The organism is Paenibacillus sp. JNUCC-31, from assembly GCF_014844075.1.
Classification (GTDB): domain Bacteria; phylum Bacillota; class Bacilli; order Paenibacillales; family Paenibacillaceae; genus Paenibacillus.
Genome location: NZ_CP062165.1, coordinates 676,843 through 701,006, shown reverse-complemented (window position 1 = coordinate 701,006; position 24,164 = coordinate 676,843). Strand labels below are relative to the sequence as shown.

28 protein-coding genes are annotated in these 24,164 nt (G+C 46.9%); 26 read left to right on the top strand and 2 right to left on the bottom strand.

Features of this window, described 5'->3' with window-relative positions; translation table 11 throughout:
* Positions 1–29 precede the first annotated feature (29 nt).
* The 9 genes from rpsA (at position 30) to JNUCC31_RS02875 (ending at position 7,042) form a co-directional block, all read left to right on the top strand.
* Entirely contained in the window at positions 30–1,244 is a 1,215-nt protein-coding gene (gene rpsA, locus JNUCC31_RS02915; protein WP_192268401.1) for a 30S ribosomal protein S1, read from the top strand.
* A gap of 185 nt (positions 1,245–1,429) precedes the next feature.
* Complete coding sequence (gene der, locus JNUCC31_RS02910; protein WP_024630683.1) at positions 1,430–2,752, top strand: ribosome biogenesis GTPase Der; 1,323 nt, start codon at positions 1,430–1,432, stop codon at positions 2,750–2,752.
* An 11-nt stretch (positions 2,753–2,763) separates the two neighbouring features.
* Complete coding sequence (gene plsY, locus JNUCC31_RS02905; protein ID WP_192268399.1) at positions 2,764–3,387, top strand: glycerol-3-phosphate 1-O-acyltransferase PlsY; 624 nt, start codon at positions 2,764–2,766, stop codon at positions 3,385–3,387.
* Entirely contained in the window at positions 3,380–4,420 is a 1,041-nt protein-coding gene (locus JNUCC31_RS02900) for an NAD(P)H-dependent glycerol-3-phosphate dehydrogenase (RefSeq protein ID WP_192268397.1), read from the top strand. The genes plsY and JNUCC31_RS02900 overlap by 8 nt, the downstream gene beginning before the upstream one ends.
* 110 nt (positions 4,421–4,530) lie before the next feature.
* Positions 4,531–4,806 carry a stage VI sporulation protein F gene (locus JNUCC31_RS02895; protein WP_056696692.1) on the top strand — a complete coding sequence of 92 codons (276 nt, stop codon included), beginning with the start codon at positions 4,531–4,533 and terminating at the stop codon, positions 4,804–4,806.
* Positions 4,807–4,978: 172 nt separating this feature from the next.
* Complete coding sequence (locus tag JNUCC31_RS02890; protein ID WP_192268395.1) at positions 4,979–5,158, top strand: DUF2768 family protein; 180 nt, start codon at positions 4,979–4,981, stop codon at positions 5,156–5,158.
* Between the two features lie 82 nt (positions 5,159–5,240).
* Complete coding sequence (locus JNUCC31_RS02885) at positions 5,241–5,858, top strand: hypothetical protein (RefSeq protein WP_192268393.1); 618 nt, start codon at positions 5,241–5,243, stop codon at positions 5,856–5,858.
* An 18-nt stretch (positions 5,859–5,876) separates the two neighbouring features.
* The gene (locus tag JNUCC31_RS02880; RefSeq protein ID WP_192272688.1) at positions 5,877–6,230 is read left to right on the top strand and encodes a 2Fe-2S iron-sulfur cluster-binding protein; all 354 of its coding nucleotides are present in this window, start codon (positions 5,877–5,879) and stop codon (positions 6,228–6,230) included.
* A gap of 35 nt (positions 6,231–6,265) precedes the next feature.
* The gene (locus JNUCC31_RS02875) at positions 6,266–7,042 is read left to right on the top strand and encodes a DUF3939 domain-containing protein (protein ID WP_192268391.1); all 777 of its coding nucleotides are present in this window, start codon (positions 6,266–6,268) and stop codon (positions 7,040–7,042) included.
* A 177-nt stretch (positions 7,043–7,219) separates the two neighbouring features.
* Here JNUCC31_RS02875 and JNUCC31_RS02870 read toward each other — a convergent pair whose 3' ends face one another.
* On the bottom strand, positions 7,220–7,609 hold the full coding sequence (locus tag JNUCC31_RS02870) for a tautomerase family protein (protein ID WP_192268389.1): 390 nt from the start codon (positions 7,607–7,609) through the stop codon (positions 7,220–7,222).
* Between the two features lie 450 nt (positions 7,610–8,059).
* On the opposite strand from JNUCC31_RS02870, the gene spoIVA reads away from it, so the two are divergent.
* The 5 genes from spoIVA to JNUCC31_RS02845 all read left to right on the top strand — a co-directional run bounded on the left by spoIVA (position 8,060) and on the right by JNUCC31_RS02845 (position 13,958).
* Entirely contained in the window at positions 8,060–9,538 is a 1,479-nt protein-coding gene (gene spoIVA / locus JNUCC31_RS02865; protein ID WP_024630674.1) for a stage IV sporulation protein A, read from the top strand.
* A gap of 219 nt (positions 9,539–9,757) precedes the next feature.
* On the top strand, positions 9,758–10,855 hold the full coding sequence (locus tag JNUCC31_RS02860) for a sugar ABC transporter substrate-binding protein (protein ID WP_192268387.1): 1,098 nt from the start codon (positions 9,758–9,760) through the stop codon (positions 10,853–10,855).
* Positions 10,856–10,965: 110 nt separating this feature from the next.
* On the top strand, positions 10,966–12,483 hold the full coding sequence (locus JNUCC31_RS02855) for a sugar ABC transporter ATP-binding protein (RefSeq protein ID WP_192268385.1): 1,518 nt from the start codon (positions 10,966–10,968) through the stop codon (positions 12,481–12,483).
* Entirely contained in the window at positions 12,480–13,466 is a 987-nt protein-coding gene (locus JNUCC31_RS02850; RefSeq protein ID WP_192268383.1) for an ABC transporter permease, read from the top strand. The genes JNUCC31_RS02855 and JNUCC31_RS02850 overlap by 4 nt, the downstream gene beginning before the upstream one ends.
* Before the next feature lie 219 nt (positions 13,467–13,685).
* Entirely contained in the window at positions 13,686–13,958 is a 273-nt protein-coding gene (locus JNUCC31_RS02845; RefSeq protein ID WP_062327372.1) for an HU family DNA-binding protein, read from the top strand.
* Between the two features lie 66 nt (positions 13,959–14,024).
* On the opposite strand, the gene JNUCC31_RS02840 is transcribed toward JNUCC31_RS02845, so the two are convergent.
* A complete protein-coding gene (locus JNUCC31_RS02840; RefSeq protein WP_192268381.1) occupies positions 14,025–14,186 on the bottom strand; it encodes a hypothetical protein in 162 nt (53 codons plus the stop codon).
* Positions 14,187–14,333: 147 nt separating this feature from the next.
* On the opposite strand from JNUCC31_RS02840, the gene mtrB reads away from it, so the two are divergent.
* The 12 genes from mtrB to aroH all read left to right on the top strand — a co-directional run bounded on the left by mtrB (position 14,334) and on the right by aroH (position 24,053).
* Positions 14,334–14,555, top strand: coding sequence for a trp RNA-binding attenuation protein MtrB (mtrB, locus tag JNUCC31_RS02835; RefSeq protein ID WP_062327625.1), 222 nt, complete (start codon positions 14,334–14,336; stop codon positions 14,553–14,555).
* Positions 14,556–14,653: 98 nt separating this feature from the next.
* The gene (locus JNUCC31_RS02830) at positions 14,654–15,205 is read left to right on the top strand and encodes a hypothetical protein (RefSeq protein ID WP_192268379.1); all 552 of its coding nucleotides are present in this window, start codon (positions 14,654–14,656) and stop codon (positions 15,203–15,205) included.
* Positions 15,206–15,306: 101 nt separating this feature from the next.
* Complete coding sequence (locus JNUCC31_RS02825) at positions 15,307–16,170, top strand: heptaprenyl diphosphate synthase component 1 (protein WP_192268377.1); 864 nt, start codon at positions 15,307–15,309, stop codon at positions 16,168–16,170.
* A 15-nt stretch (positions 16,171–16,185) separates the two neighbouring features.
* Positions 16,186–16,914 carry a demethylmenaquinone methyltransferase gene (locus JNUCC31_RS02820; RefSeq protein WP_062327382.1) on the top strand — a complete coding sequence of 243 codons (729 nt, stop codon included), beginning with the start codon at positions 16,186–16,188 and terminating at the stop codon, positions 16,912–16,914.
* The gene (locus JNUCC31_RS02815; RefSeq protein ID WP_192268375.1) at positions 16,907–17,773 is read left to right on the top strand and encodes a UbiA-like polyprenyltransferase; all 867 of its coding nucleotides are present in this window, start codon (positions 16,907–16,909) and stop codon (positions 17,771–17,773) included. Before JNUCC31_RS02820 ends, JNUCC31_RS02815 begins: the two co-directional genes overlap by 8 nt.
* A 2-nt stretch (positions 17,774–17,775) precedes the next feature.
* Positions 17,776–18,393: a UbiX family flavin prenyltransferase gene (locus JNUCC31_RS02810; RefSeq protein WP_192268373.1), complete on the top strand. Its 618-nt coding sequence runs from the start codon at positions 17,776–17,778 to the stop codon at positions 18,391–18,393.
* Between the two features lie 337 nt (positions 18,394–18,730).
* Positions 18,731–19,705 (top strand): polyprenyl synthetase family protein, encoded by a 975-nt coding sequence (locus JNUCC31_RS02805; RefSeq protein ID WP_192268371.1) that lies wholly within the window; start codon positions 18,731–18,733, stop codon positions 19,703–19,705.
* A 190-nt stretch (positions 19,706–19,895) separates the two neighbouring features.
* Positions 19,896–20,339, top strand: coding sequence for a nucleoside-diphosphate kinase (ndk, locus tag JNUCC31_RS02800; RefSeq protein WP_192268369.1), 444 nt, complete (start codon positions 19,896–19,898; stop codon positions 20,337–20,339).
* Positions 20,340–20,363: 24 nt separating this feature from the next.
* Complete coding sequence (locus JNUCC31_RS02795; RefSeq protein ID WP_192268367.1) at positions 20,364–21,158, top strand: CheR family methyltransferase; 795 nt, start codon at positions 20,364–20,366, stop codon at positions 21,156–21,158.
* 246 nt (positions 21,159–21,404) lie between these two features.
* Positions 21,405–22,574 carry a chorismate synthase gene (gene aroC, locus JNUCC31_RS02790; RefSeq protein WP_192268365.1) on the top strand — a complete coding sequence of 390 codons (1,170 nt, stop codon included), beginning with the start codon at positions 21,405–21,407 and terminating at the stop codon, positions 22,572–22,574.
* A gap of 1 nt (position 22,575) precedes the next feature.
* Positions 22,576–23,670 (top strand): 3-dehydroquinate synthase, encoded by a 1,095-nt coding sequence (gene aroB / locus JNUCC31_RS02785; RefSeq protein ID WP_192268363.1) that lies wholly within the window; start codon positions 22,576–22,578, stop codon positions 23,668–23,670.
* Between the two features lie 5 nt (positions 23,671–23,675).
* Entirely contained in the window at positions 23,676–24,053 is a 378-nt protein-coding gene (aroH, locus tag JNUCC31_RS02780) for a chorismate mutase (RefSeq protein ID WP_192268361.1), read from the top strand.
* Positions 24,054–24,164 lie beyond the last annotated feature (111 nt).

Genomic DNA, 24,164 nt, shown 5'->3' with positions numbered 1-24,164 from the left:
GGGTTTTTGAATTGAGGAGGGTATTTGACATGTCGGAAGAAATGAAAAATCAAGAAGCAACCCAAGATGAGTTGGATCAATTCGTTTCCTTGAAAAAAGGAGATACCGTAAAAGGAACCATCGTCAAATTGGAAGATAACCAAGCCTATGTGAGCATTGGATATAAATATGACGGTGTAATTCCAATTCGTGAACTGTCTTCTTTACACGTAGACAGCGCGTCTGATGCAGTTGAAGTTGGACAAGAAGTTGAAGCTAAAGTACTTAGCATCGACGACGAGAAAGAAAAACTCGTACTGTCCAAACGTGCAATCGACAGCGAAAACGCTTGGGATCAATTGCAAAAGCATTTTGAAGACCAAGACGTATTCGAAGTTGTTGTAGCTGATGTTGTTAAAGGTGGTCTGGTTGCAGACGTGGGCGTACGTGGATTTATCCCGGCTTCCATGGTTGAGCGCCATTTCGTTGAAGATTTCAGCGATTACAAAGGACGCACATTGCGTGTTAAAGTGAAAGAGATCGACCGTGAGAACAACAAAGTGATCCTTTCTCAAAAAGACGTACTTGAGCAAGAATTCGAAGCAAACAAAGCTACGGTTATGGCTGGTTTGCAAGAAGGTCAAGTCATCGAAGGTACGGTACAACGCCTGACTCAATTCGGTGCATTCGTTGATGTAGGCGGAGTAGACGGTCTGGTTCACGTATCCGAGCTGGCTTGGACACACGTTGAAAAACCATCTGACGTCCTGTCTGAAGGCGACAAAGTTAACGTAAAAGTGCTGAAAGTTGATCCTGAAAAAGGTAAAATCAGCTTGAGCATGAAAGCTGTTCAACCAGGCCCTTGGGAAACAGCTGGCGACAAATTCAATTCCAGCGATATCGTAACAGGTGTTGTAAAACGTCTGGTTGACTTCGGTGCATTTGTTGAAATCGCTCCTGGTGTTGAGGGACTTGTGCATATCTCACAAATCTCCCACAAACACATTGGCACTCCTCATGAAGTGCTGAAAGAAGGACAAGAAGTTCAAGTTAAAATCTTGGACATGAACCCTTCTGAGCAACGTGTAAGCCTGAGCATCAAGGAAACAGAAGAAGCTCCTGCCCAAGCGCCTAAATCGGAAAGACCAGCAAGAAACAACGCTCCACGTGAAGAAATCAATAACCCGAACGTTTCCATGAGCAATCAAGGTCTGAGCATCACGCTCGGCGAGCGCTTCGGTGACAAACTCAGCAAATTCAAATAAGTTATCTGTGCATGGTTCTTAGTTAAATACTGCATATTTTGCTGAACAATAAAAGCAAGATCGGCGAGCCCCAGCGGGTTCGCCGATTGTTGTTATTGCCGAGTATAACAGCATGAAACGTTAGCCAAGACAGGTGTTTTTTGCTATGATGAGTATCGTAAGTATGGACAGGAGGAGTGGAATGTATGGCAAGACCCGTTGTGGCAATTGTCGGGCGACCGAATGTGGGTAAATCCACCATTTTTAATCGGATTATCGGCGACAGATTGGCCATTGTGGAAGACAAACCGGGCATTACCCGTGACCGTATATACGGAATCGGTGAATGGAACGGTAAACCATTTAGCATTATCGATACCGGTGGTATCGAAATCGACGGCGAGGACGTCATTCTAAAATCAATCCGGATGCAGGCGGAGCTCGCCATTGAAGAAGCGGATGTTATTGTATTCATGTGTGATGCAAAAGCAGGGATTACGCAATCTGATGAAGAAGTCGCAGAGATGTTGTACCGCTCAGGCAAGCCTATCGTTGTAGCCGTTAACAAAGTGGATAATATCGGGCGCAGTGAGCTCATTTATGAGTTTTATGGATTTGGGTTTGGTGATCCCATCGGAGTATCTGGAAGTCATGGCACAGGTGTAGGAGATTTGCTCGATGCGATCGTCGAGAAATTGCCTGAACTTGAGGAAGAGACTTACGATGACGACGTCATTCGTGTAGCTCTGATTGGACGCCCTAACGTGGGGAAATCTTCACTGGTAAACGCCATTTTGGGCGAAGAACGTGTTATTGTCAGTGATGTTGCTGGAACGACGCGTGACGCTATTGATACACCATTCGAAAAAGATGGCCAACGCTATGTGCTGATTGATACAGCAGGTATGCGTAAGCGCGGTAAAGTCTATGAAACGACGGAGAAATACAGCGTGATGCGTGCTATGCGTGCCATTGAGCGTGCAGATGTGGTTCTGATTGTTATTAATGGCGAAGAAGGCATTATTGAACAGGACAAGCATATTGCAGGTTATGCATTCGAAGCAGGCAAGGCCTCTATGTTTGTTGTAAACAAATGGGACGTTGTGGAGAAGTCTGATAAAACAATGAACGAGTTTGAGAAAAAAATTCGGGACCATTTCCTGTTTATGACTTACGCTCCGGTTGTATTTTTGTCAGCTAAAACAAAACAACGCTTGCAAAAATTGTTACCTGTTGTTCAACGTGTAGCACAGCAGCATTCCATGCGTGTTCAGACGCATTTACTTAACGATGTGGTATCTGACGCTGTGGCGATTAATCCTCCACCGACAGATAAAGGACGCAGAATGCGCATCAACTATGTGACGCAGGTTGCTGTTAAACCTCCAACCATGGTTATTTTTGTGAACGATCCGGAATTGATGCACTTTTCGTACGAACGCTACCTCGAGAATAAAATTCGTGCAGCGTTTGATTTTGAAGGGACGCCAATTCGCATATTTACTCGGAGGAAGTCCGACGAAGGTTAGGGGAGAAGTTTGTGATTTTACAAATCGCAGCGATTGTACTGAGCTATCTGCTCGGTTCAATCAGCTTTAGTGTCCTCCTTGCAAAAGCACTACGGGGGATCGATATCCGTCAGCACGGAAGTGGAAATGCGGGGGCTACCAATACATTGCGGATATTGGGTAAAGGACCGGCAATTCTGGTACTGCTGCTGGATGTACTTAAAGGTATTGCGGCTGTTTGGATTGGGGTTTGGCTCAGCAACGGTTCCGATTGGATTCCTGCACTCAGTGGGATTGCTGCTATTGCGGGACATAACTGGCCGCTGTACTTCCGTTTCCGTGGAGGAAAAGGCATCGCTACAGCCATTGGTGTGCTCGTGACTCTTGCTCTTGTTCCTGCGCTATGTGCCGGAGTATTTGCTATCCTGTCCATCGTATTGACACGATATGTTTCACTGGGTTCCCTGATTTTTGTAGCTTTGACACCGCTCTTCATCCTTATGTTACCTGGATATTCGATGAGTATCTTCTGGGGAAGTCTGATTATTTGTCTGTTTGCGTTCTGGAGACATCGTACCAACATTGCGAAGCTCGCCAAAGGACAGGAAAATAAATTGGGATCGAAAAACCCTGGAGGGGGAAAACGCGTTGTCTAAAAAAGTTGCTGTTCTGGTTGCAGGCAGTTGGGGAACTGCGCTCGCCAGTGTATTGGCTGCCAATCAGCTGGACGTGATCATGTGGACACGTGGTGAAGACCAGGCCGCAGAGATCAATACTAAACATACAAATCAACGTTACCTTCCTGATGCACAACTGTCACCCCGTATTCACGCAACTACGGATATGGCAACGGCAGTTGAAGGGGCTTCAGCGGTGTTAATTGTTGCTCCTTCATCGGCGATGCGTTCGGTGGCACACCAGCTTAAAGCGTATTACAAACCGGAAATGTTAATTATTCATGCAACCAAGGGGTTTGAAACGGAGAGCCTGAAACGAATGTCCACAGTCATCTCGGAAGAACTTGAATGTGAAGAAGGACGTATCGTTGTACTTTCCGGCCCAAGTCATGCGGAAGAAGTGGTAAAGCGTTGCCCAACAACGGTTGTTGTGGCTTCATTGGACAAAGCTTTTGCCGAGGCAGCTCAAGGTTTATTCATGAATGCCTATTTCCGTGTCTATACGAATCGCGATATGCTGGGGGTTGAATTGGCAGGAGCGTTCAAGAACATCATTGCTCTTGGTGCGGGGATGTCCGATGGGCTTAATTTTGGTGACAATGCAAAGGCTGCTTTGTTAACCCGTGGACTTGCTGAAATCACCCGTATAGGTGTCGAGATGGGTGCGAATCCGCTTACATTTTCTGGACTTGCAGGGATCGGCGATCTGGTCGTGACCGCAACAAGTCAGCACAGCCGTAACTGGAGAGCGGGTTCCCTGCTAGGTCAAGGACAGAAACTGGACGATGTTTTGAATTCCATGGGCATGGTTGTGGAAGGCATACGGACCACGCAGGCAGCTTACTTTATTTCTCAGAAATACGGTGTTCAAATGCCGATTGCAGATCAGCTGTATCACGTTCTTTTTCAGGAAAGAGAGCCGCGGGATGCGGTTGAAGCCTTAATGGGACGTGACCCGAAAACTGAAATGGAAGTCATGACGCTTGAAACATGGGAGCAATGGCATTCTTAATATGGATTTGAGGGTGCTATAGGCAAATCATGCGAAACGGGAAGCTTATTCACCTTTTCTCCGGTGTACTCATACTATACACATGAGTATTACCGGAGGAGGGGAGACGAATGGGTAACAACATTTCCAAAGATGCGCTGAAAGCGATCAACAAAAAAACAGGCAAAACGATCACAGAAGGTGCCGTTAAGAAATTGGCGAGTACAGTGAAACCGTCCACCATGCAAAATGAAGCTCAGTTGCGCCAATTGATCAAGCAAGTATCCGCTATGGCGAAAGTACCTGTATCTGAAGATACAGTTCAGGACATTGTAAGTGCCGTCAAAAAAAGCGGATTAAACCCAAACAGTATGGAATCATTAATGAAAATGATGATGAAAAAATAATAGATCGCACCTGCTCTGGCAGGTTGTCGAGCAAGACAAAAAGACGAGTCGGCTTCTGCCGACTTGCTTTTTGTCTTTTTTTTGGAAAGTTGGGCCGAGTTTCGTGTTATAATAATTGCAATTATCACAGTGTCAGTGATGAATAACGGATTGAAGGGGAGACTTCTGGATTATGAACGCAATGGACAAGATGTGGCTGTCTTTGGTCGCAATCCTCATTATGGGACTATCTGTATTCCTGATTACGTTTGCTCGTGCCAAAACAAAAGGTGTTGTACGGGGGATTCTTTCATTAATTGCTTTTCTAATTATGCTGATTGGTTTTTTTGGCGGAATAGCTTCTCTGACCTGATCTTTCTACCTGAGAGATAACATCCGCATATACACATCATAGAACTGACACAAATGAAAACGGATGAGGGGAAGGTGAGCCGATGGGGCCGCATGAAACGGAGGATCGGACAGAACGCTTTCCTGAATTGCACGCGGCTTTGCTGGAAACCGCAAAAGCCTGGTGTAGAGAGCCTTACACATGGTTGCTTGGAGGAAGTTGTGGTTTGTTGCTCCAGCAGGTGGAGTTACAGCAGGCTCCCAGAGATATTGATATTTATGCTGATATCACCGCAGCCAAGATGCTGCATAAATCTGCTCCTGGAGTGGGGTTGGACGTGCCGGTAGTAGATAGGACTGGACCCTATGCATCACTACTCAGTCATTATCAGGTGGGGAACTGTGCATTGGAGCTGGTTGGTGGTTTTGAGGTATGGTCAAGAAAAAGCTGGTATCGCACTGAGATTGAGCATGTCTTGGTGAAGCATGCACCTGAAGCCATGGTCGGTGGCTACACAGTAAGACTGATGCCGCTTGCTCATGAGCTGTTATTCAACCTGATGAGAGGTCGAGCTGATCGTTATGAACCCATTGCAAGACAGATTCGGCAGAGGCCCGAATTGCATCAACCTCTAATGGTTTTATTGGGGCAGCAAAATGTATGGACAAGCCGTTTCAGAGCGGAAGTGGAAGAGCTTGTTGGCTTCGACTGGCCCCAGTAGACTGAGGGAGGAAAAATGATGGATTACACGATTACATTTTTACCACAAAACAAAACAATTCGGATAAAATCTGGGGTAACGCTGCTAAATGCTGCACGACGTGCAGGTGTGAAAATAGCGACCCGATGCGATGGCAAGGCAGCCTGCTTGATGTGTAAGGTGAAAGTGGACGCGGAACATCTTGCAGCACTACACTTACCAACGGATGCGGAGAAACGTAAGCTGGGTTCGCTGTTGGATGCGGGGACCCGACTTGCTTGTCAAGCGAAGGTGAGGGGATCGATGGTGGTTCACGTACCGGAGGATCCCCTGAAGGCCGCAATTCGCAAACAATTAGAGCGTCAGCAGCAGGAAGAGGATGACTGGTTCTAAGTAGACCTGAAGGGAACGATTCGAGGAGGATACGGATGAACAGGAAGAAGTGGAAATACGTGAAGTTAAGCGGACGGCGACGTCTAAAGCAGCAGATGACTTATCTGCTGTTACTCCTGCTGTTTGCGTTGACAGCGAGTGGTTGCATGTATCAATCCCAGAGTAATGCTGATCCCAAAGTTGCTTACAGGGAAAGTATAAACCGTATCCAGACGGCCGTAGAAGCATTCCAACAGGATCAGGGGATTTTGCCCATAGTTAATGCAGATATGGAAACACCTAAATATGAAAAATTTAGAATCGATCTCTCCAAGCTGAAACAGCAGGGATATTTGGATGAAATTCCTGGAACAGCTTTTGAGAGTGGTGGGAGCGCTTACTTTATCATCCAGGATGAAGAAGTAAAGCCGACTGTTAAAGTTATGGATCTGCAAACGGTGCAGAAAGTTAATGATGTTCAGCGAATGGTCAATCAATACAAGTCGGTACATAACAATCAACTGCCAAGTGGGGAAGAACTGTATCCTGGGCTATATGCTGTCGATATGGAAAAAGCCGCACAGGCTGGTGCTCCGGGGGTTACGTTGAACAGTGTATACTCTGGTCAGGAGCTTCCTTTCATGCTGAACGATGAAGGCGATGTTTATGTGGATTACGCCTTTGACATTATGCAGGCAGTAGAGAAGTCGGAAAGTCCCCCGACTCAGGCAGGGGATATGCGTGAAATTCTGCTGGAGCATTCTTACTTTGTCCCTGTAAAATCAGTTGCTTACGCTTGGGAAAATAACGCCCCCGTTGCACAAAGCAAATAAAGAGCGCGTTGATGTTGCTTCAATAACGTATAGTGCACCAGGTTGGTTCGTTAGACCACAATAACGCTAATAAGGGCTGTCCCACCGTCATGTTCATGACTTATGGGACAGCCCCTTTTAATGATACAGGTTCATCTGTAAATCCAGAGTAACCATGAAAAGTTCAGATAACTTTGTTCAGACCTCCACCTGATAAGACAAACCAAGCTCATCGCCAGGCAATCCACGAATCCCCCAATGATTGCGCGGCGTCTCGAATAGCGTAATCTCCACATCTGTGGGTGATAAATTCAATTGATCATTTAACCTTGAGAATAATTGCATCATGAGTTCTCTCTTCGACAGATCGGATCGGCCCTCGAACATGCTGATTTCAATAATCGTATAATTTGCTGAACGATCCGGAGAGAAAAGGAAGTCCTCCGTCCCCATAGGGAAGTACCGATGAAACCTCTTATTCTCGGGTAATCCCAAGACATCCATCATAACGGAATGTATAACTTGTGAAAGCTGCTCTTTTATTGGATTCAGTTGGTCTCTCAATCCGTAAATCTTGATCTGTGCCACACTCATCTCACCTTTCTCTGCTCATCTCTGTTCTATGCTCTGCTTTTAATGGTTTCCTCCTAAGTATAACTTTTGTAAGGCTTGATGAATACCACCAATTACAAATCAATGAACGGTCATAAATGCTTCGCCTTACACATAAAGTAGATTGAAATAAAGACGCGCAGTCCGAGAGAAGGCGATTCTCACAAGGTCACTACCTTGAGAAAAAAACAAAAAACGCGTCATAATGCTGCATACGGATACATAAGATGATACTAGTCCAATTGCATGTACGAGTTAACGCCGCTTTCGCCGGTTTCATCAGAATGCAACGTTCGGCGGCGGACGACTTCCGGGCACTCACAAAGGCGGCTCTACCGTTGCAGGGATTTCAGTCTTCTGATTGAAAAAACGAAGCGGATGCTCTTTAGCATTTTTCCTTCGGAGTAATTTAGGGAGGGGATTTCATTGGAGAAAGTGGACATTTTTAAGGACATTGCCGAGCGGACCGGAGGGGATATCTATCTCGGGGTTGTCGGCGCAGTCCGGACGGGTAAATCAACATTTATCAAACGTTTCATGGAAACGATTGTGTTGCCAAACATCACAAACGAGGCTGATCGCGCGAGGGCAGTAGATGAACTGCCACAGAGCGCAGCTGGCAAAACAATCATGACTACGGAGCCAAAATTCGTACCGAATAACGCGGTTCAAATCAAGGTCGCAGAGGGACTTGATGTCAATGTGCGCCTTGTGGATTGTGTAGGTTACGCTGTGGAAGGAGCCAAGGGATACGAGGACGAGAATGGACCACGCATGATCTCCACACCCTGGTTCGAAGAGCCAATTCCTTTTCAGGAAGCAGCTGAGATCGGCACACGCAAGGTCATCCAGGAGCACTCCACGTTGGGTGTGGTTGTCACAACAGATGGTACGATCGCAGAAATTGCCCGCAGCTCTTATGTGGAGTCAGAAGAACGGGTTATTGCTGAACTGAAGGAAGTCGGTAAGCCGTTTGTACTGGTGATCAACTCGACCCGTCCTCGCAGTGAGGAAGCATTGCAGTTGCGCAGTGAGCTTGCAGCCAAATATGACATTCCAGTCATGACACTCAGTGCAGCGACAATGACAGAAGATGATGTGACAGGTGTGCTTCGTGAAGTGCTGTATGAATTCCCTGTGCATGAAGTGAATGTAAACCTGCCGAGCTGGGTGATGGTGCTCAATGAGAACCACTGGCTGCGCAGCAACTACGAAAACTCAGTGCGCGACACAGTTAAGGATATTCGCAGGCTGCGTGACGTGGATCGGGTTGTCGCCCAGTTTATGGAGTATGAATTCATCGACCGAGCAGGGCTGAGCGGCATGAATATGGGGCAAGGCGTTGCGGAAATTGACTTGTATGCACCAGATGAATTATACGATCAGATCCTCGTGGAAGTCGTCGGTATTGAAATTCGAGGGAAGGATCATCTGCTGCAACTAATGCAGGAATTCTCCCATGCGAAGAGAGAGTACGATCGCTTTGCTGAAGCGCTGGAGATGGTCAAAACGACCGGTTACGGTATTGCGGCTCCATCTCTCGCCGAGATGGCACTGGATGAACCAGAACTCATTCGGCAGGGTACCAAATTTGGTGTCCGCCTGAAAGCGACCGCACCTTCCATTCACATGATCCGGGTGGATGTGGAATCGGAGTTTGCTCCGATTATCGGAACGGAAAAGCAGAGTGAGGAACTGGTGAGGTACCTGATGCAGGACTTCGAGAACGATCCAATCAAGGTATGGGATTCAGATATGTTCGGTCGTTCGCTGCACTCTATCGTCAGAGAAGGTATACAGGGTAAGATCGCAATGATGCCGGACAATGCTCGATACAAACTGCAAGAGACGCTTGGACGTATCATCAACGAAGGTTCGGGTGGATTAATCGCCATTATTCTGTAATGCCAAAAGACCGTAAAGGCCCCCCTTTACGGTCTTTTTCTTGTTTTTGTTTTCCTTTATTCTGGATGAATTGGATGGAAAGTTATACGTTTCGTAAAAACTTAGCGAGTTTTAGCTTTAAATTGCTAAAACCCATTTACATACTAGGGATTAGCCGTTATATTAATATTCAACGATTGTGATCGAGATCACAGAGAGTGTGAACAGGGGGAGACAGAGATGAAAAAGAAAGATACAAAATGGATATGGTTGAGTGTATTGCTCGTATTTACATTAGCGCTGTCCGCTTGCGGGATCAAAAAAGAACCTGCTTCGACTACAGCTTCGGGAACGACTGAGGACAAGCCCAAGACAGAAGCAGTCACTGGTCCATTGAGCGGCAAAAGAGTCGCATTGATTATGGAATTTAACACAGGCACGTTCTCACAGCAATATGTGCAAGGCGTTAAAGAAGAAATCGAAAAATTCGGTGGGGAACTGACTACGTTTGTTGCCGATAATGATAAAGCCAAGATGGTATCGTTGCTCGATAGCGCGATTAATCAGAAGTTCGATGCCATTTTGACCGACCACGGAGATTCCTTGCTGGAGCCAGGTGTGAAAAAGGCAGTAGCGCAAAATATCCCGGTTGTTGTTTTCGACGCAGACATTAGCGTTCCTGGAGCAACAGTGCTGTCCCAGGATGATCAGAAGATGGCTGAATTGACGCTGGAGCAAATGAAAAAGGACATCAGTGGAAAAGGAAACATTGTAAAAGTATGGGTAGCCGGATTTGCACCGATGGAACGCCGCCAACTTGCCTACGGCAAGTTCTTGAAAGATAACCCGGATATTAAGGAGATTGCGACATTTGGTTCAGCACAGAACCCGGCTTTGGATACACAAGCCAAGATGGAAGCAATCCTGAAACAATATCCAAAAGGCGAAATCACAGCTGTCTGGACTGCATGGGATGAATTCGCCAAAGGTGCAGCACGTGCCATTCAGCAAGCAGGACGTGACGAAATCAAAGTGTACGGCATTGATATGAGTGATGAAGATTTGCAGATGATCCAGGATCCGAAAAATCCGTGGGTTGCTTCCGCAGCGGTTGATCCAACAGACATTGGTCGTGTACAGGTTCGTTATGCGTACCAGAAACTGAACGGGGATGAGACGGAAGACCAAGTGGTTCTCAATCCAGTCTATGTGCAACGTGAGGCGCTGCCTGACAAACAAATCTCCACTTCAGAGCTGTCCGAGTATGTTGAGGGCTGGGGAGGAAGTACACAGGGAATCAAGGATTGGATGACAGAGTACGGGGTTACTGCTAAATAAAGCAGCGTAAGGGGCGCGCCGCAAGGCGCGCTTTTTCCAACCATGATGACGAAATTTAAATGCATGAGGATATCGATAATCCCAGCGGGGAGTGATAGGAGGTTTGCGTCATGAGCACTGTACCGATCCTGCTTCAAATGGAACATATTCATAAGCAATTTGCAGGCATTCCTGCCCTGAAAGATGTGCAGTTCTTGGTAAAAGGTGGAGAGATTCATGCGCTTCTGGGGGCAAATGGTGCGGGGAAGAGCACATTAATGAAAATTTTGTCTGGTGCATACCAGCTGGATCAAGGCACCATCCGATTGAGTGGACAAACTCTTCAATTATCATCACCTGGTGAGGCCAAGTCAAACGGTATTCATTGTGTGTACCAAGAGGTCGATGCTGCATTGGTTCCTCAATTGACGGCAGCCGAGAATATTATGTTGGACCAACTGGCGTCGTCTGGCGGAGGCTGGTGGAAAAGTCCTCGGAAACTGCAACAGCGTGCAGCTGAAGCTTTGCAGCAACTGGGGGCAGACATATCGGTACACAAAAAGGTAGCGGACCTGACATTGGCGGAGAAACAGATGATTCTGCTGGCACGCATTCTGATTCAGGATGCCAAGGTCATTATATTTGACGAACCGACTGCGCCACTAAGCCGGGAAGAAACCGACGCCTTTTTTAGAATTGTGCATTTGTTGAAAGATCGGGGTGTGGCATGTATTTTCATTACTCACCGTCTTCCTGAAGTTACGAGTCACTGTGATCGGGTCACAGTAATGAGAGATGGGCAGCATGTATTCACAGGTGAAGCACGGGGGCTTACGATTAATGATCTGGTGACGCATATGCTGGGTAAACCGTTTGAGGAAGAGTTTCCCAAGACAGAAGCGCCAATAGGTGAGGTATTGCTGGAAGCACGCGGACTTCGTCGTGGACTCAGGGTTAAGGGAGTGAATCTTTCTGTTCGTCGAGGCGAGGTGCTTGCCGTGATAGGTTTGGTTGGTGCAGGCAAAACGGAATGCTCCCGCTTGCTGATTGGTGCAGATCGTCTGGAGAGTGGAGAAATTCGGCTGAATCACCGTGAGCTTCACCTCTCCCAACCTGCGGATGCCGCTGCTCTAGGCATTGTTTCCGTGCCGGAAGAACGTCGTAAACAGGGGATTCTGATCCAGGAAAATGTGGAACGGAATTTGAGCCTGCCGTTGCTGGGACGCCTAAGTACATTGGGCTTTGTGAGCCGAAAGCGTGAACGTGAGAACGCGGAATCTCTGGTCCAGCAACTCGGAATCAAAACATCGTCCGTTCGGCAGGAAGTGAAATATTTAAGCGGAGGCAATCAACAGAAAGTCGCTATTGGCAAATGGCTGAATGCGGATGCAGACGTATTTATATTTGATGAGCCGACAAAAGGTGTTGATATCGGTGCAAAAAGTGACATTTTTCGCATTATTAACGAATTGGCTTTGGCAGGAAAAGCTGTAATCTATTTCACATGTGAACTGGATGAAGGATTGGGCATTGGTGACCGAATTGCAGTAATGTGTGAAGGGACTATTGTCAAGGAATTCAAACGGGGCGAGACTAACCAAGAACAGCTGCTATACTATGCAAGCGGTGGACAAGAGGTGGAAGCATGAAGGATAAATCATTGGATTTTGCGTTCCGTTATGGTGCGATTATCGTTATTGTTGGTGTTATTGCATTTTTCGGTATTAAATTGCCATATTTCTTTACGTACAGTAACTTGACAGATATATTGGGTTCCATCTCCATTGTGACATTTGTGGCGATTGGTGTAACCTTATCTCTCATTGTAGATGGATTTGACCTCTCGGTGGGGGCAACCGTCTCGCTAACGACTGTCGTTACCGCTTCGTTAATGATTTGGTACCAGCAGCCGCTGGCTGTTGTCATTATTGTCCCTCTAATCATTGGGGCTGTTATTGGTTGGCTTAATTCCTTGCTGATCGTGAAACTCCGTATCCCGGATCTGCTGGCGACACTTGCCACGATGTACATCATCGGTGGAATTCACAAAACGTATGCCCAAGGTTACACGATATACAACCATATGCAATTTCCTGACGGGAGTAAAGCTGCCGGGGAGATGGATCCCACATTTCTATTGATTGGGCAGGGAAAATGGCTGGGTATGCCGATTTCGGTCATCCTGCTGCTCATTGCTGTGATTGCTGTGCATATCTTTTTGACGTATACAAAGTATGGGCGCCAGATGTACGTTACTGGGGGTAATGAGGAAGCGGCACGTCTGTCTGGAATCAAGGTGAAAAAGGTGCGCACTCTCGCCTATGTGGCAGCTGGAGTGTTTGCTGCAATTGGAGGTATTATCTATGCATCCAAAGTAGGATCAGGGCAAATCGACGCGGGATCTCCGTTGTTAATGGAATCGGTGGCAGCTGTGTTTGTCGGCTTCTCTGTATTTGGCGCAGGTAAACCGAACGTGATTGGAACGTTTATCGGCTCGGTTCTAATTGGTGTATTGGTCAACGGTTTGACCATGATGAATGTCCAATATTTCACCCATGATATTGTCAAGGGTGGAGTGCTCGTCCTTGCCCTGGCAGTGACATTTTACGTCTTAAACCGCAACCGCACTTGAAATTGTGGGCTGTCTGTATTAGTATAAAATTTGTTCGGCGTCCGAAACAACCTTTGTTTCAGGCGACATTCTGCCGGAAATGACTGTTGACCGCAGGCGGAGATTTGTGTTCATCACGCTCAAGATGTACGTAGATTTTTTGCGTATGAACGTATATTTCGCTATAAAACGGAAACACAGTATAACATTCAGGACATTGATTCAGGAGGTGAAAAAACAATGAACAAATCAGACTTGATTACACAAGTGTCTGAAGCGACTGAATTGTCCAAGAAGGATGTAACGAAAGCGGTTGATGCCGTATTCGAAGCAATCTCTGGTGCTCTTCAAAGCGGAGACAAAGTACAATTGGTTGGTTTTGGGAACTTCGAAGTTCGCGAGCGCTCTGCACGTAAAGGACGCAACCCGCAAACAGGTGAAGAAATCGAAATTCCTGCGAGCAAAATTCCTGCATTCAAACCAGGTAAAGCGCTCAAAGACGGAATTAAATAAGATTTCTACATATTCCATATGTCGACAAAAAGACCGTGACTTGTTCACGGCCTTTTCTTTTGCCCACTATTGATCTGTCTCCCTTTTGTTCAGGGACTCTGGCTCGTCCGATTGTTGTGCATAGGCTATGAGAATGAGTTCTTCTCCAGCGGCTGCAGACAGATGATGCTCTATTTCTCTTAATTGGTGAATATGCTCGTCTGTCAGCGCTGCAGGGGCATACTTCATAAGGTCTCTCCTTTCTGTGGCGGGATTAACTGTAGTATGACCAAGGGGTAACAGAATGTTGCGCACCTTACACATAAGGGTTGGTTGACAAATGAAACAATCTTTATCATCATTAACGCTATTGAACTAGGAGAGGGGTCGTGCGTAATGGATCATCCAACCGGCAGTGATTATATTGTAATTAAGGCAGAGGAGAATGGTGTCCAGGTGATCGGCTTAACCCGAGGTCAGGATACACGCTTTCATCATACCGAGAAGCTGGACAAGGGAGAAGTCATGTTTGCCCAATTTACGAACCATACTTCAGCCATTAAAATCCGTGGAAAAGCTACCCTGATTACCAAGCATGGACAGGTTCAGTCCGAATAATGAAAATTGCAGGCATAGCCTGCTTTTTTTCATTGTACAATGAGGTATGAGCCTTTACCGGACAGACTACACTAACAGGTAAGGGCAGGGAGGCATTTATGAAACCGCGGATGATCGTGACTGCTTCACTGCTGGCAACGGTTGCAGCGGTCCTTCTGCTTGTTGCCATACAAACCTTACATATTCGAACATGGGGCGGAGAAAGGGCGCAACCGGTTTCTGCCACAAGGCATCCAGCTCAGTTATCGGAAGAAAATCTGGTGGATGTGCTGAGTACCCTTCAACTATCCACACCCATCGCGAGGGTGGAATGGAAACAATCGATTTTGACGCTTGATCTCAAAGTCACCGGAACCGGCACTAGCTACACCGAAATCTATGCTAATATGGCTGCTGTGGCTGATCTTGGCTTTCAAAGTCTCGACAATGTGAATCAGGTGTTGCTGCGTGTGATGGCTGAGGACGAATGGCTGCACAAAAGGCATTTATTACTTGCAGCTGATTTTCGACGTGGAGAATGGCCGATGTATGCAATCGAAACGCTTCGAAGCTGGAAAAGTCCAATCCTCTCGGAAGAATTAAAGGACTGGTTTCATATGATGGAGACGGAACTGTGGAAGAAGCAATTCGAAATGACAAGTCAGGGGTAATAGAATAGCAGGATTCAGTGCGTGTCCGATAAACATATGCTATAATATATAAGATTGTAGTGCAGAAATGGTTTAACAATGTAAAGGCTCGGAGGCTGAGAATGAATTCATATCGCGTACCCCAACTAGCAAAGAAATATACGGATTACGACATGATTCGACAACATACGGAAATCCCATCATTTCCGGATAGCCGGGCACGTCTGCTGCAGGTATTTGTGGGCCGGACAGACGAAAAGGTGCATGATGAGCTTTACGCTCTTGCAACCTCGCTCGTTCAGTTGGCTATGGATACGCATGATCGGATTGATACGATATCCGGAGAGCGCAGAGAACAGGAGATGCGTTCGCGCCAGTTGAACGTGCTTGCCGGAGACTATCTGAGCAGCCGTTTCTATCAGTTGCTCGCTCATGCGGGCAGAATTGAAATGATCGGCAAACTCAGTGGTGCTGTATCCGAAGTGAATGCACGCAAGATGACGCTGTATGAACGGATGAAAAAACTCCTCGTTTCGGCTGAAGAATACTTGCGTGAAACGGTACAGCTGAAGATGCAGCTGTTTCTTTCTTTTTCAGACATGATTGGTTCCAAGGAACAGTCCCTATGGAACAGTCTGCTGTCGGAAATCAGCTGCTGCGAAATGATCGCGGAAGAGTTGCGACGGATGAACGACGATCAAAACTTTTATCACAGTTATGCTTTCTGGCATATTTACGAACACGGCAACGACGACGAGCAGAAATGGCTTCGTCAGCCAGAGATGGATGCACGGACATGGAGCAGAATGGTCCTCAAGCATCGAATTGGCGAAGTTTTGCTGGACAAGCTTCGAGACTGCACACGCCGCATACAGCAGTTGTTGCAAGACGAGGAGAATCCATTGGGCTTGCATGAATTCGATGCAATACTGGAGCCTTACCTGACGTATTTGCAGCCTTCACATGCGGCAGTAAGGGAAGATTGAGGGGGAGACAGACGAATGGGGAGCGGAGAGACCAAACCGAAAGAAGAATTTGTCCATTCGGTTTTTCAGAGTATAGCCGGGAAATATGACGTCATGAATGATATTCTGAGTTTCCGCAGGCACAAGGCTTGGCGTAAATTCACCATGAAGAAGATGAATATGTCCAAAGGCGATACCGGGCTCGATTTATGCTGCGGTACGTGTGACTGGACACTCGCCATGGCCCAGGCAAGTGAAACGGGTCACATGCATGGGCTTGATTTTAGCAGCAATATGCTCGAAGTTGGGCAGACCAAGGTTAATGCAGTAAACCGTCAGAAACAGATCACGCTGGTTCAAGGCAATGCGATGTCACTTCCCTTTGAGGACAATTCATTTGATTATGTCACTATTGGATTTGGATTACGCAACGTTCCTGATCTTCGTCAGGTTCTGTCGGAGATGAAGCGTGTCGTGAAGCCGGGAGGCATGGTAGTCTGTCTGGAATTATCTAAGCCGACATGGCAACCGTTTAAAGCCATTTATTATTTTTATTTTGAACAATTACTACCGAAGATTGCCAAATTGTTTGCCAAACGTTATGAGCAGTATAAATGGCTGCCGGACTCACTGGCACTTTTTCCAGGGAGGAAGGAACTGGCCGATATTTTTGCAGAAACCGGATTGAAGCAAGTGCAGGCCTATCCTCTGACCGGAGGTATCGCGGCACTGCATATTGGAACCAAGGAGAATCAGCATGTTTAGGAAAATTCGCATCTTTTTAGAAATGATCAAGATTGAACATACGCTTTTCGCATTACCTTTTGCATTTATGGGGGCCATTCTCGGTTCCATGGTAGTGAATGATACATTCCCAACCTGGCTCCAGATTATGTGGGTATTACTGGCAATGATTGGTGCAAGAAGCGCTGCTTTTGGCTTGAACCGCATGATTGACCAGGCGATAGACAAGAAAAACCCACGTACCGCGATGAGAGCGATTCCGGCCGGTTTATTGAAAAACGGTGAGGTCGTTATTTTTATCATATTGTCGTTTGTGCTTTTGTTCTGGGCATCTTCCAACCTTAACGTGTTATCCATGCAATTGTTGCCGATAGCTGTATTTATGCTGGTATTGTATTCATATACCAAACGTTTCACATGGTTGTGCCATGTAGTACTCGGTATGACTATTGGTCTGGCTCCGCTTGGGGGTTGGGTAGCTGTAACGGGTACAATGGATTGGACAGCGATTGTGCTGTACGTTACGATTGTGTTCTGGACAGCAGGGTTCGATATCATTTACGCATGTCAGGATCTGGAGTTCGATCAGGGTGAGGGACTTCATTCCATACCTTCCCGTTTCGGTCTTAACACATCATTGCAGATCGCCAAGTTATTTCACGTGATTACCGCAGTTGGTTTTCTGGCCTTGTTATTGATGACTGATCTAAGCTGGTGGTATGGTGCCGGAATGCTGATTACTTATGGTATTCTTTTCTATGAGCACTATATTGTATCGCCAAATGACATGAGCCGGGTGCAAACCGCGTTCTTTACCATGAACAGTGTACTAAGCCTGGTTGTATTTACATTTACTCTAATTGATCTGGCGGTGAAATAAAGATGCATCAGCCGGAAAATAAACGACTGGTTGTCGGAATTACCGGAGCGAGTGGCAGTATATATGGCATCAGGTTAATTGAAACGCTGCTTGATCTGGATTACACCGTGCATCTGGTGATATCCAATGCCGGCTGGCGTGTATTGAAAGAAGAAATGGACTGGGATATTACGAACCGGGACCATGTGCTGGAAGAAAAATTCGGCAAACGTGCTGGTTCCCTAATCTATCATCCCGTTAGTGATATTGGTGCCTCAATCGCAAGCGGTTCTTTCCTGGCAGAAGGCATGATAATTATGCCATGTTCCATGGGCACTCTTTCATCGATTGCACAGGGGGCGTCCGATAATCTGATGTCCCGTGCTGCTGATGTCATGATGAAAGAGGGAAGAACACTGATTTTGGTACCGCGTGAGACGCCTTTACATGCAATCCATCTGGAGAACATGTTGAAGCTCTCCCGGCTTGGTGTCCGAATGATACCAGCGATGCCTGCTTTTTATTACAAACCCCAAACGATGGACGAGTTGATTCTTTTTCTGGTGGGTAAGGTGCTCGATAGCCTTCGCATTCCACATCAACTGTTTACGAGATGGGGAGAACCGGATGAACGGGGATAGGACCAAGTACTCTCGCTTTGTATCTGATAAGTAAGTGCATAAGTGACTTGGTCGCCCCCCAAATACCGGGGTATTGGTGAGCGCTGATGGTCATGCTTCGTATGAGCCACAGCCTTGACCCATGCTCCGGCAGCTTCTGAACTTATGTTTCAGAACAAGTCGCAGAGTTTAATTCCCGAGTGTCAGCCATGACATTCGAACAAGGTTAGTACGTTAAAGAAGAACGCAAGCAGGAAAGGCAAGCCCTGGTTTTTCGTTATGCCTGCAGGCCCGACTTGCTGGAGGGGAAGGTAAGCATGGATTTATGGACTGATAATACGCTGACACGGGTGAACGAATGAAACTATTGGATATTTTCGGGTTGTTAAAAAAGGACATGAATTACATTGAAAAAGAGTTGTACCGCAGCGTTCAGGGAGAACAGAAACTGCTGAGCGAAACCTCACTTCACCTGCTTAAGGCAGGGGGGAAGCGATTACGTCCTGTATTTGTGCTGCTTGGCGGGAAATTTGGTACATACGACATCGAGCGCCTAAAGCTGGTAGCAGTTCCGTTGGAATTGATTCACTCGGCTTCTCTGGTTCATGATGATGTTATTGATAATGCCGAGACACGACGTGGCAAACCAACGGTGAAATCCAAATGGGATAATCGGATTGCGATGTATACCGGAGATTATATTTACGGCAAAGCGCTTAAAATGACGGCGGGCCTGTCCGATCCGGCGATACACCGTATTCTGGCCAAAGCGATGGTGCAGATGTCCATTGGTGAAATGGAACAAATTCGGGATTTTTTCAATACGGGACAAAGTGTACGTAACTATCTCTTGCGAATTCGTCGCAAAACGGCGCTTCTTATTGCTGTCAGCTGCCAGCTGGGGGCGCTTGCCACTCGTGCGCCGGAACATGTATGTTCGTTGCTGTACACCTACGGTTACAACGTGGGTATGGCGTTCCAGATTCAGGACGATGTACTTGATCTGGTCGGCACTGAGAAGCAACTGGGCAAGCCCCCAGGCAGTGACATGAAGCAAGGCAATATTACGCTGCCCGTACTGTACGCGTTGCAGGAGCCTGATTTGCGTGAACCTTTGCTAAAGGAAATTTCCCGTGTTCAGCATGAGGAGGGGCGGGCAAGTGCGTCCGACGCGATTGGAATGATTCGCCAAAGTCAAGGAATTGCTAAAGCAGAAGCCCTGGCTGACCGATATATGAAGAAAGCGCTCGATGCTCTGGATCAACTGCCTAACATCAAGACGACCAAAAACCTGCGTGATATCGCACATTTTGTGGTCCAACGTACTCATTAATCTGTTTTGATCATTTCTCTGTTTTCTACAAGAGCTTGGAAAAATGAAGCTTCCTGGGCAGATGTACTTACTCAAAAAATAACAAACATGTGATATTCCTCATTGGGGGGATCTGGACATGTATGTTACAATCAAAGGGATTGCGTTTACATAATGAAATAACTTTGAACCGTGAGTGAGGAGTGAGCCTATGGATCGTACATTTTTGATGGTGAAGCCGGATGGTGTGCAGCGTGGTTTGATTGGGCGTATCGTTAGCCGTCTGGAAGACAAAGGATTTAAGTTGGTGGCAGGCAAACTGGTGCAAATGTCTGAGGATCAGGCCAAACGCCATTATGCTGAACATGAGGGAAAACCGTTTTTCGATGACCTGGTGCGTTTTATCACTTCTGGACCTGTATTTGCCATGGTTTGGGAAGGGGACGACATCGTGGCGCTTGCACGCATCGTAATCGGTAAAACCAATGTGAAGGAAGCGGCTCCGGGAACGATTCGCGGAGATTTCGCCAGCCATACACCGCATAATCTGATTCATGGGGCAGATTCACCAGAAAGTGCCTTACGTGAAGCAGCAAACTTCTTTGCTCCCGATGAGCTGGTAACGTACGACAAGAGCATCGCAGCCTGGTTGTAATTTATTAGCCAGAAGGGTGATACGATGCTGGAGCAGGAACAACTACTAGACCCGGATTACACCGGATTTATTCGTAAAATCAAAGAGAGCACAGGTATTGATCTTGCTCAATACAAGGAAGGCCAGATGAAAAGAAGGCTGACCACACTTCGTAACAAAAACGGATTTCATACGTTTTCTATCTTTTTTGATGCCATGCAGAAAGACAAGTCACTGTTCTACGAATTTCTGGATCGCATGACCATTAACGTCTCGGAATTTTGGCGGAATCCCAATCGCTGGGAAGTGCTGCGAGATGAAATCCTGCCTGAGTTGCAGGGTTCGAAACGTGGAGTTAAAGTGTGGAGTGCGGCTTGCTCCACAGGCGAGGAGCCTTACACTTTGGCGATGATACTGGACACGATGGGGATTCTTAAGGGAAGCTCCATCACAGCAAGTGACCTGGATGAAGGAGCTCTTGCGAAAGCCAAGGAAGGGCGTTATATGGAACGCTCGCTCAAAGACGTACCGAAGGAAACGGCCAATCGATACTTTAAGCAAGATGGCTTGGTATACCGCATTGATGAGCAATTAAAAAGTTCTGTCAAGTTCATGAAACAAAATCTGTTGCTCGATCATTTTGACGATGGATATGATCTGATTGTGTGCCGAAATGTCATGATCTATTTTACCGAGGAAGCCAAAAACCTGCTGTACCATAAGTTTGCAGCAAGCTTGCGTCCAGGTGGTATTTTATTTGTGGGCAGTACGGAACAGATTTTCTCCCCGGGACAATATGGTCTGGAGACAGCGGAGACATTCTTTTATCGCAAAAAATAACTTCAATTGATGTCATAACCGTCTGGAGTGCACATGTACATGTGTCCAGGCGGTTATTTGTATAACGGCTGGATGGAAAATAACCCTCACACGTCATAATCTTGGTTATCACTCATCCAGGCAGGTCAATCTCGGAGAAGAAACGATCGGCTTTCTTGTCAAAGCCCGTCAGCTATACTATAATAAGCAAAGAAATTATGGGATTTTAGCAATGTGAAGTTTAACAGTTTAAAGGGGGAACGTATTATGAGTTTACGCTATTTAACCGCAGGGGAGACGCACGGACCCCAATTAACCGCAATTATTGAAGGTTTGCCTAGTAATCTGAATATTGACTTTGAAGAGCTGAATTTCCAGCTTCAACGCCGCCAGAAAGGATATGGCCGTGGTCGCCGGATGCAAATTGAGAAAGATCAGGCCAATTTCGTTGGTGGTATCCGTCACGGATATACAACGGGTGCTCCAGTAGCATTGGTCGTTCAAAATAATGACTGGAAACACTGGCAGAAGATTATGAATATTGAGCCGATTGAAGGCAGCGATGAAGAGAAACGTCGTGTTCATCGTCCACGTCCGGGACATGCTGATCTGAACGGAGGACTGAAGTATAACCTGAAAGACTTGCGTAACGTACTGGAGCGTTCCAGTGCCCGTGAGACAACAGTTCGTGTAGCTTGTGGCGCCATTGCACGTCAATTCCTCGCTGAATTTGGGATCAAAGTAGCAGGTCGTGTGCTGCGCATTGGAGAGATCGAAGCACCTTATCAGGATCTGCCGATCGATGAACTGATCGAAGTGACAGAAGCTTCCTCCGTACGTGTGACCGATGCAGAAACCGAGAAGAAGATGGAGGCCTACATCGATCAAATCAAGCAGGAAGGTGATTCCATCGGGGGAATCGTGGAATGTATCGTTGAAGGTGTGCCTGTGGGTCTTGGGAGCTACGTACAGTATGATCGCAAACTGGATGCACGAATCGCTCAGGGTGTGATGTCCATTAATGCATTCAAGGGTGTTGAAATTGGTATCGGCTTCGAAGCCGGAACCATTCGTGGTTCTCAGGTACATGATGAGATTATGTATAGTGAAGAGCGCGGTTACCATCGGGCGACTAACCGTCTTGGCGGATTCGAGGGTGGAATGACCAACGGAATGCCGGTTGTGGTACGTGGAGTTATGAAACCTATTCCTACATTGTACAAACCGCTTCAAAGTGTGGATATCGATACAAAAGAAGCATTCACAGCTCAGGTTGAGCGTTCAGATGCATGTGCAGTTCCGGCAGCTAGTGTCGTTATGGAGCATGTGGTAGCCTGGGAAATTGCGAAGGCTTTCCTTGAGAAATTCGGTGGAGATTCCATGGAGGAAATCCGCTCGAACTTTGAAAGCTACAATAATCAACTGGAGAATTACTAAGATGCGCCAGCTGACAGTGCAGTTGGAGGAGCGCTCTTATCCAATCCTGATTGGCAGCGGCTTGCTGGCTCAAGCACCCCAATATTTTGAGCAATATGGCTTGACCAAAAAAAGCCCGCTACTCATTATTACCGATGAGAATGTGGCACCCAAATATTTGTCAGATCTTGAACAAACGCTGCGGACGGCAGGTTTTATAGTCGTCTCAGCAGTGGTCCCTTCTGGTGAAACGTCGAAATCCCTTTCGGTCTATCAGGATATGATGACTGTCGCCATCGAAGGCAAACTGGACCGCAGTTCGGCTATTGTTGCTTTAGGCGGCGGTGTAGTGGGGGATCTGGCTGGTTTTGTTGCTGCTACATATATGCGCGGAATCAAGTTTATACAAGTGCCTACGACGATCCTGGCGCACGACAGCAGTGTTGGCGGCAAGGTAGCAGTCAATCATCCACTGGCGAAAAATATGATTGGTGCATTCCATCAGCCAGAGCTTGTGCTCTATGATGTGGATACTCTTCAATCTCTACCGCCGCGCGATGTTTCAGCTGGCTTGTCAGAAATGTTAAAGCACGGACTGATTCGGGACGGAGCTTTTGCATACTGGTGTGAGGAGCATGCGGAGGAACTGCTTGCCCTTGATTCGGAGGCTTTGGGTTACGGTTTGGAACGTGGCTGTGGCATCAAGGCAGAGATTGTATCCAGAGACGAACGTGAACATGGAGAACGTGCGTTGTTGAATCTGGGTCATACGATTGGTCATGCGATTGAAGCGATTGCCGGCTACGGCGAATTTTTGCATGGTGAAGCCATCTCCATTGGTATGGCAGGCTCGGCATTACTTGGCGAGAAGCTGGGAGCACCGGCAGGGCTCTATGACGATACGGTCCGCATGCTGCGTTCATTGCGCCTTCCGGTGACGATGCCAAAACATTTGGAAACGGATGAATTAATGGATGCAATGATGCATGACAAAAAGTTTCGTGAAGGTCATATGGTCTTCATTATTCCTGACCGGATCGGCGCCGCCCGAATTGTGAAGGACGTGCCTGTAACGGTAGTACGCGACGTCATTGAATGGCTCAAGAAGGGAGAATAAAAGCGATGTTTACTCGGGGGATTCGCGGGGCCACAACGGTCACGCATAACAACGAAGAACAGATTTTGAAAGAAACGGCTGTGCTATTGCAGGAAATTGTGGATCGTAACGAGATTACACCTGAAGATATTTGCAGTGTGTGGATTACGATGACAGGAGATCTGGATGCTGCGTTCCCGGCAAAGGCGATTCGTCAGTTAGACGGCTGGGAGCTTGTACCCTTGATGTGTGCACTCGAAGTTCCGGTTGCAGGAGCTTTGCCACAGTGCATTCGTTTTATGGTACACATCAACACAGGAAAAAGTCAGAATGAGATTCACCACGTATACCTCAATGGGGCACAGTCTCTTCGGCCGGATTTGGCGGCACCTTCCAATTCGTAACATTAGGGTGGTTGTCAAATCGTTCGGAATAATGTATAGTGAGAACCAGTTGAGTAGAGTATGAGATTGAGCTGAGAGCAGCTGAGACGAGTGGAGTATATAGCAGAGTCC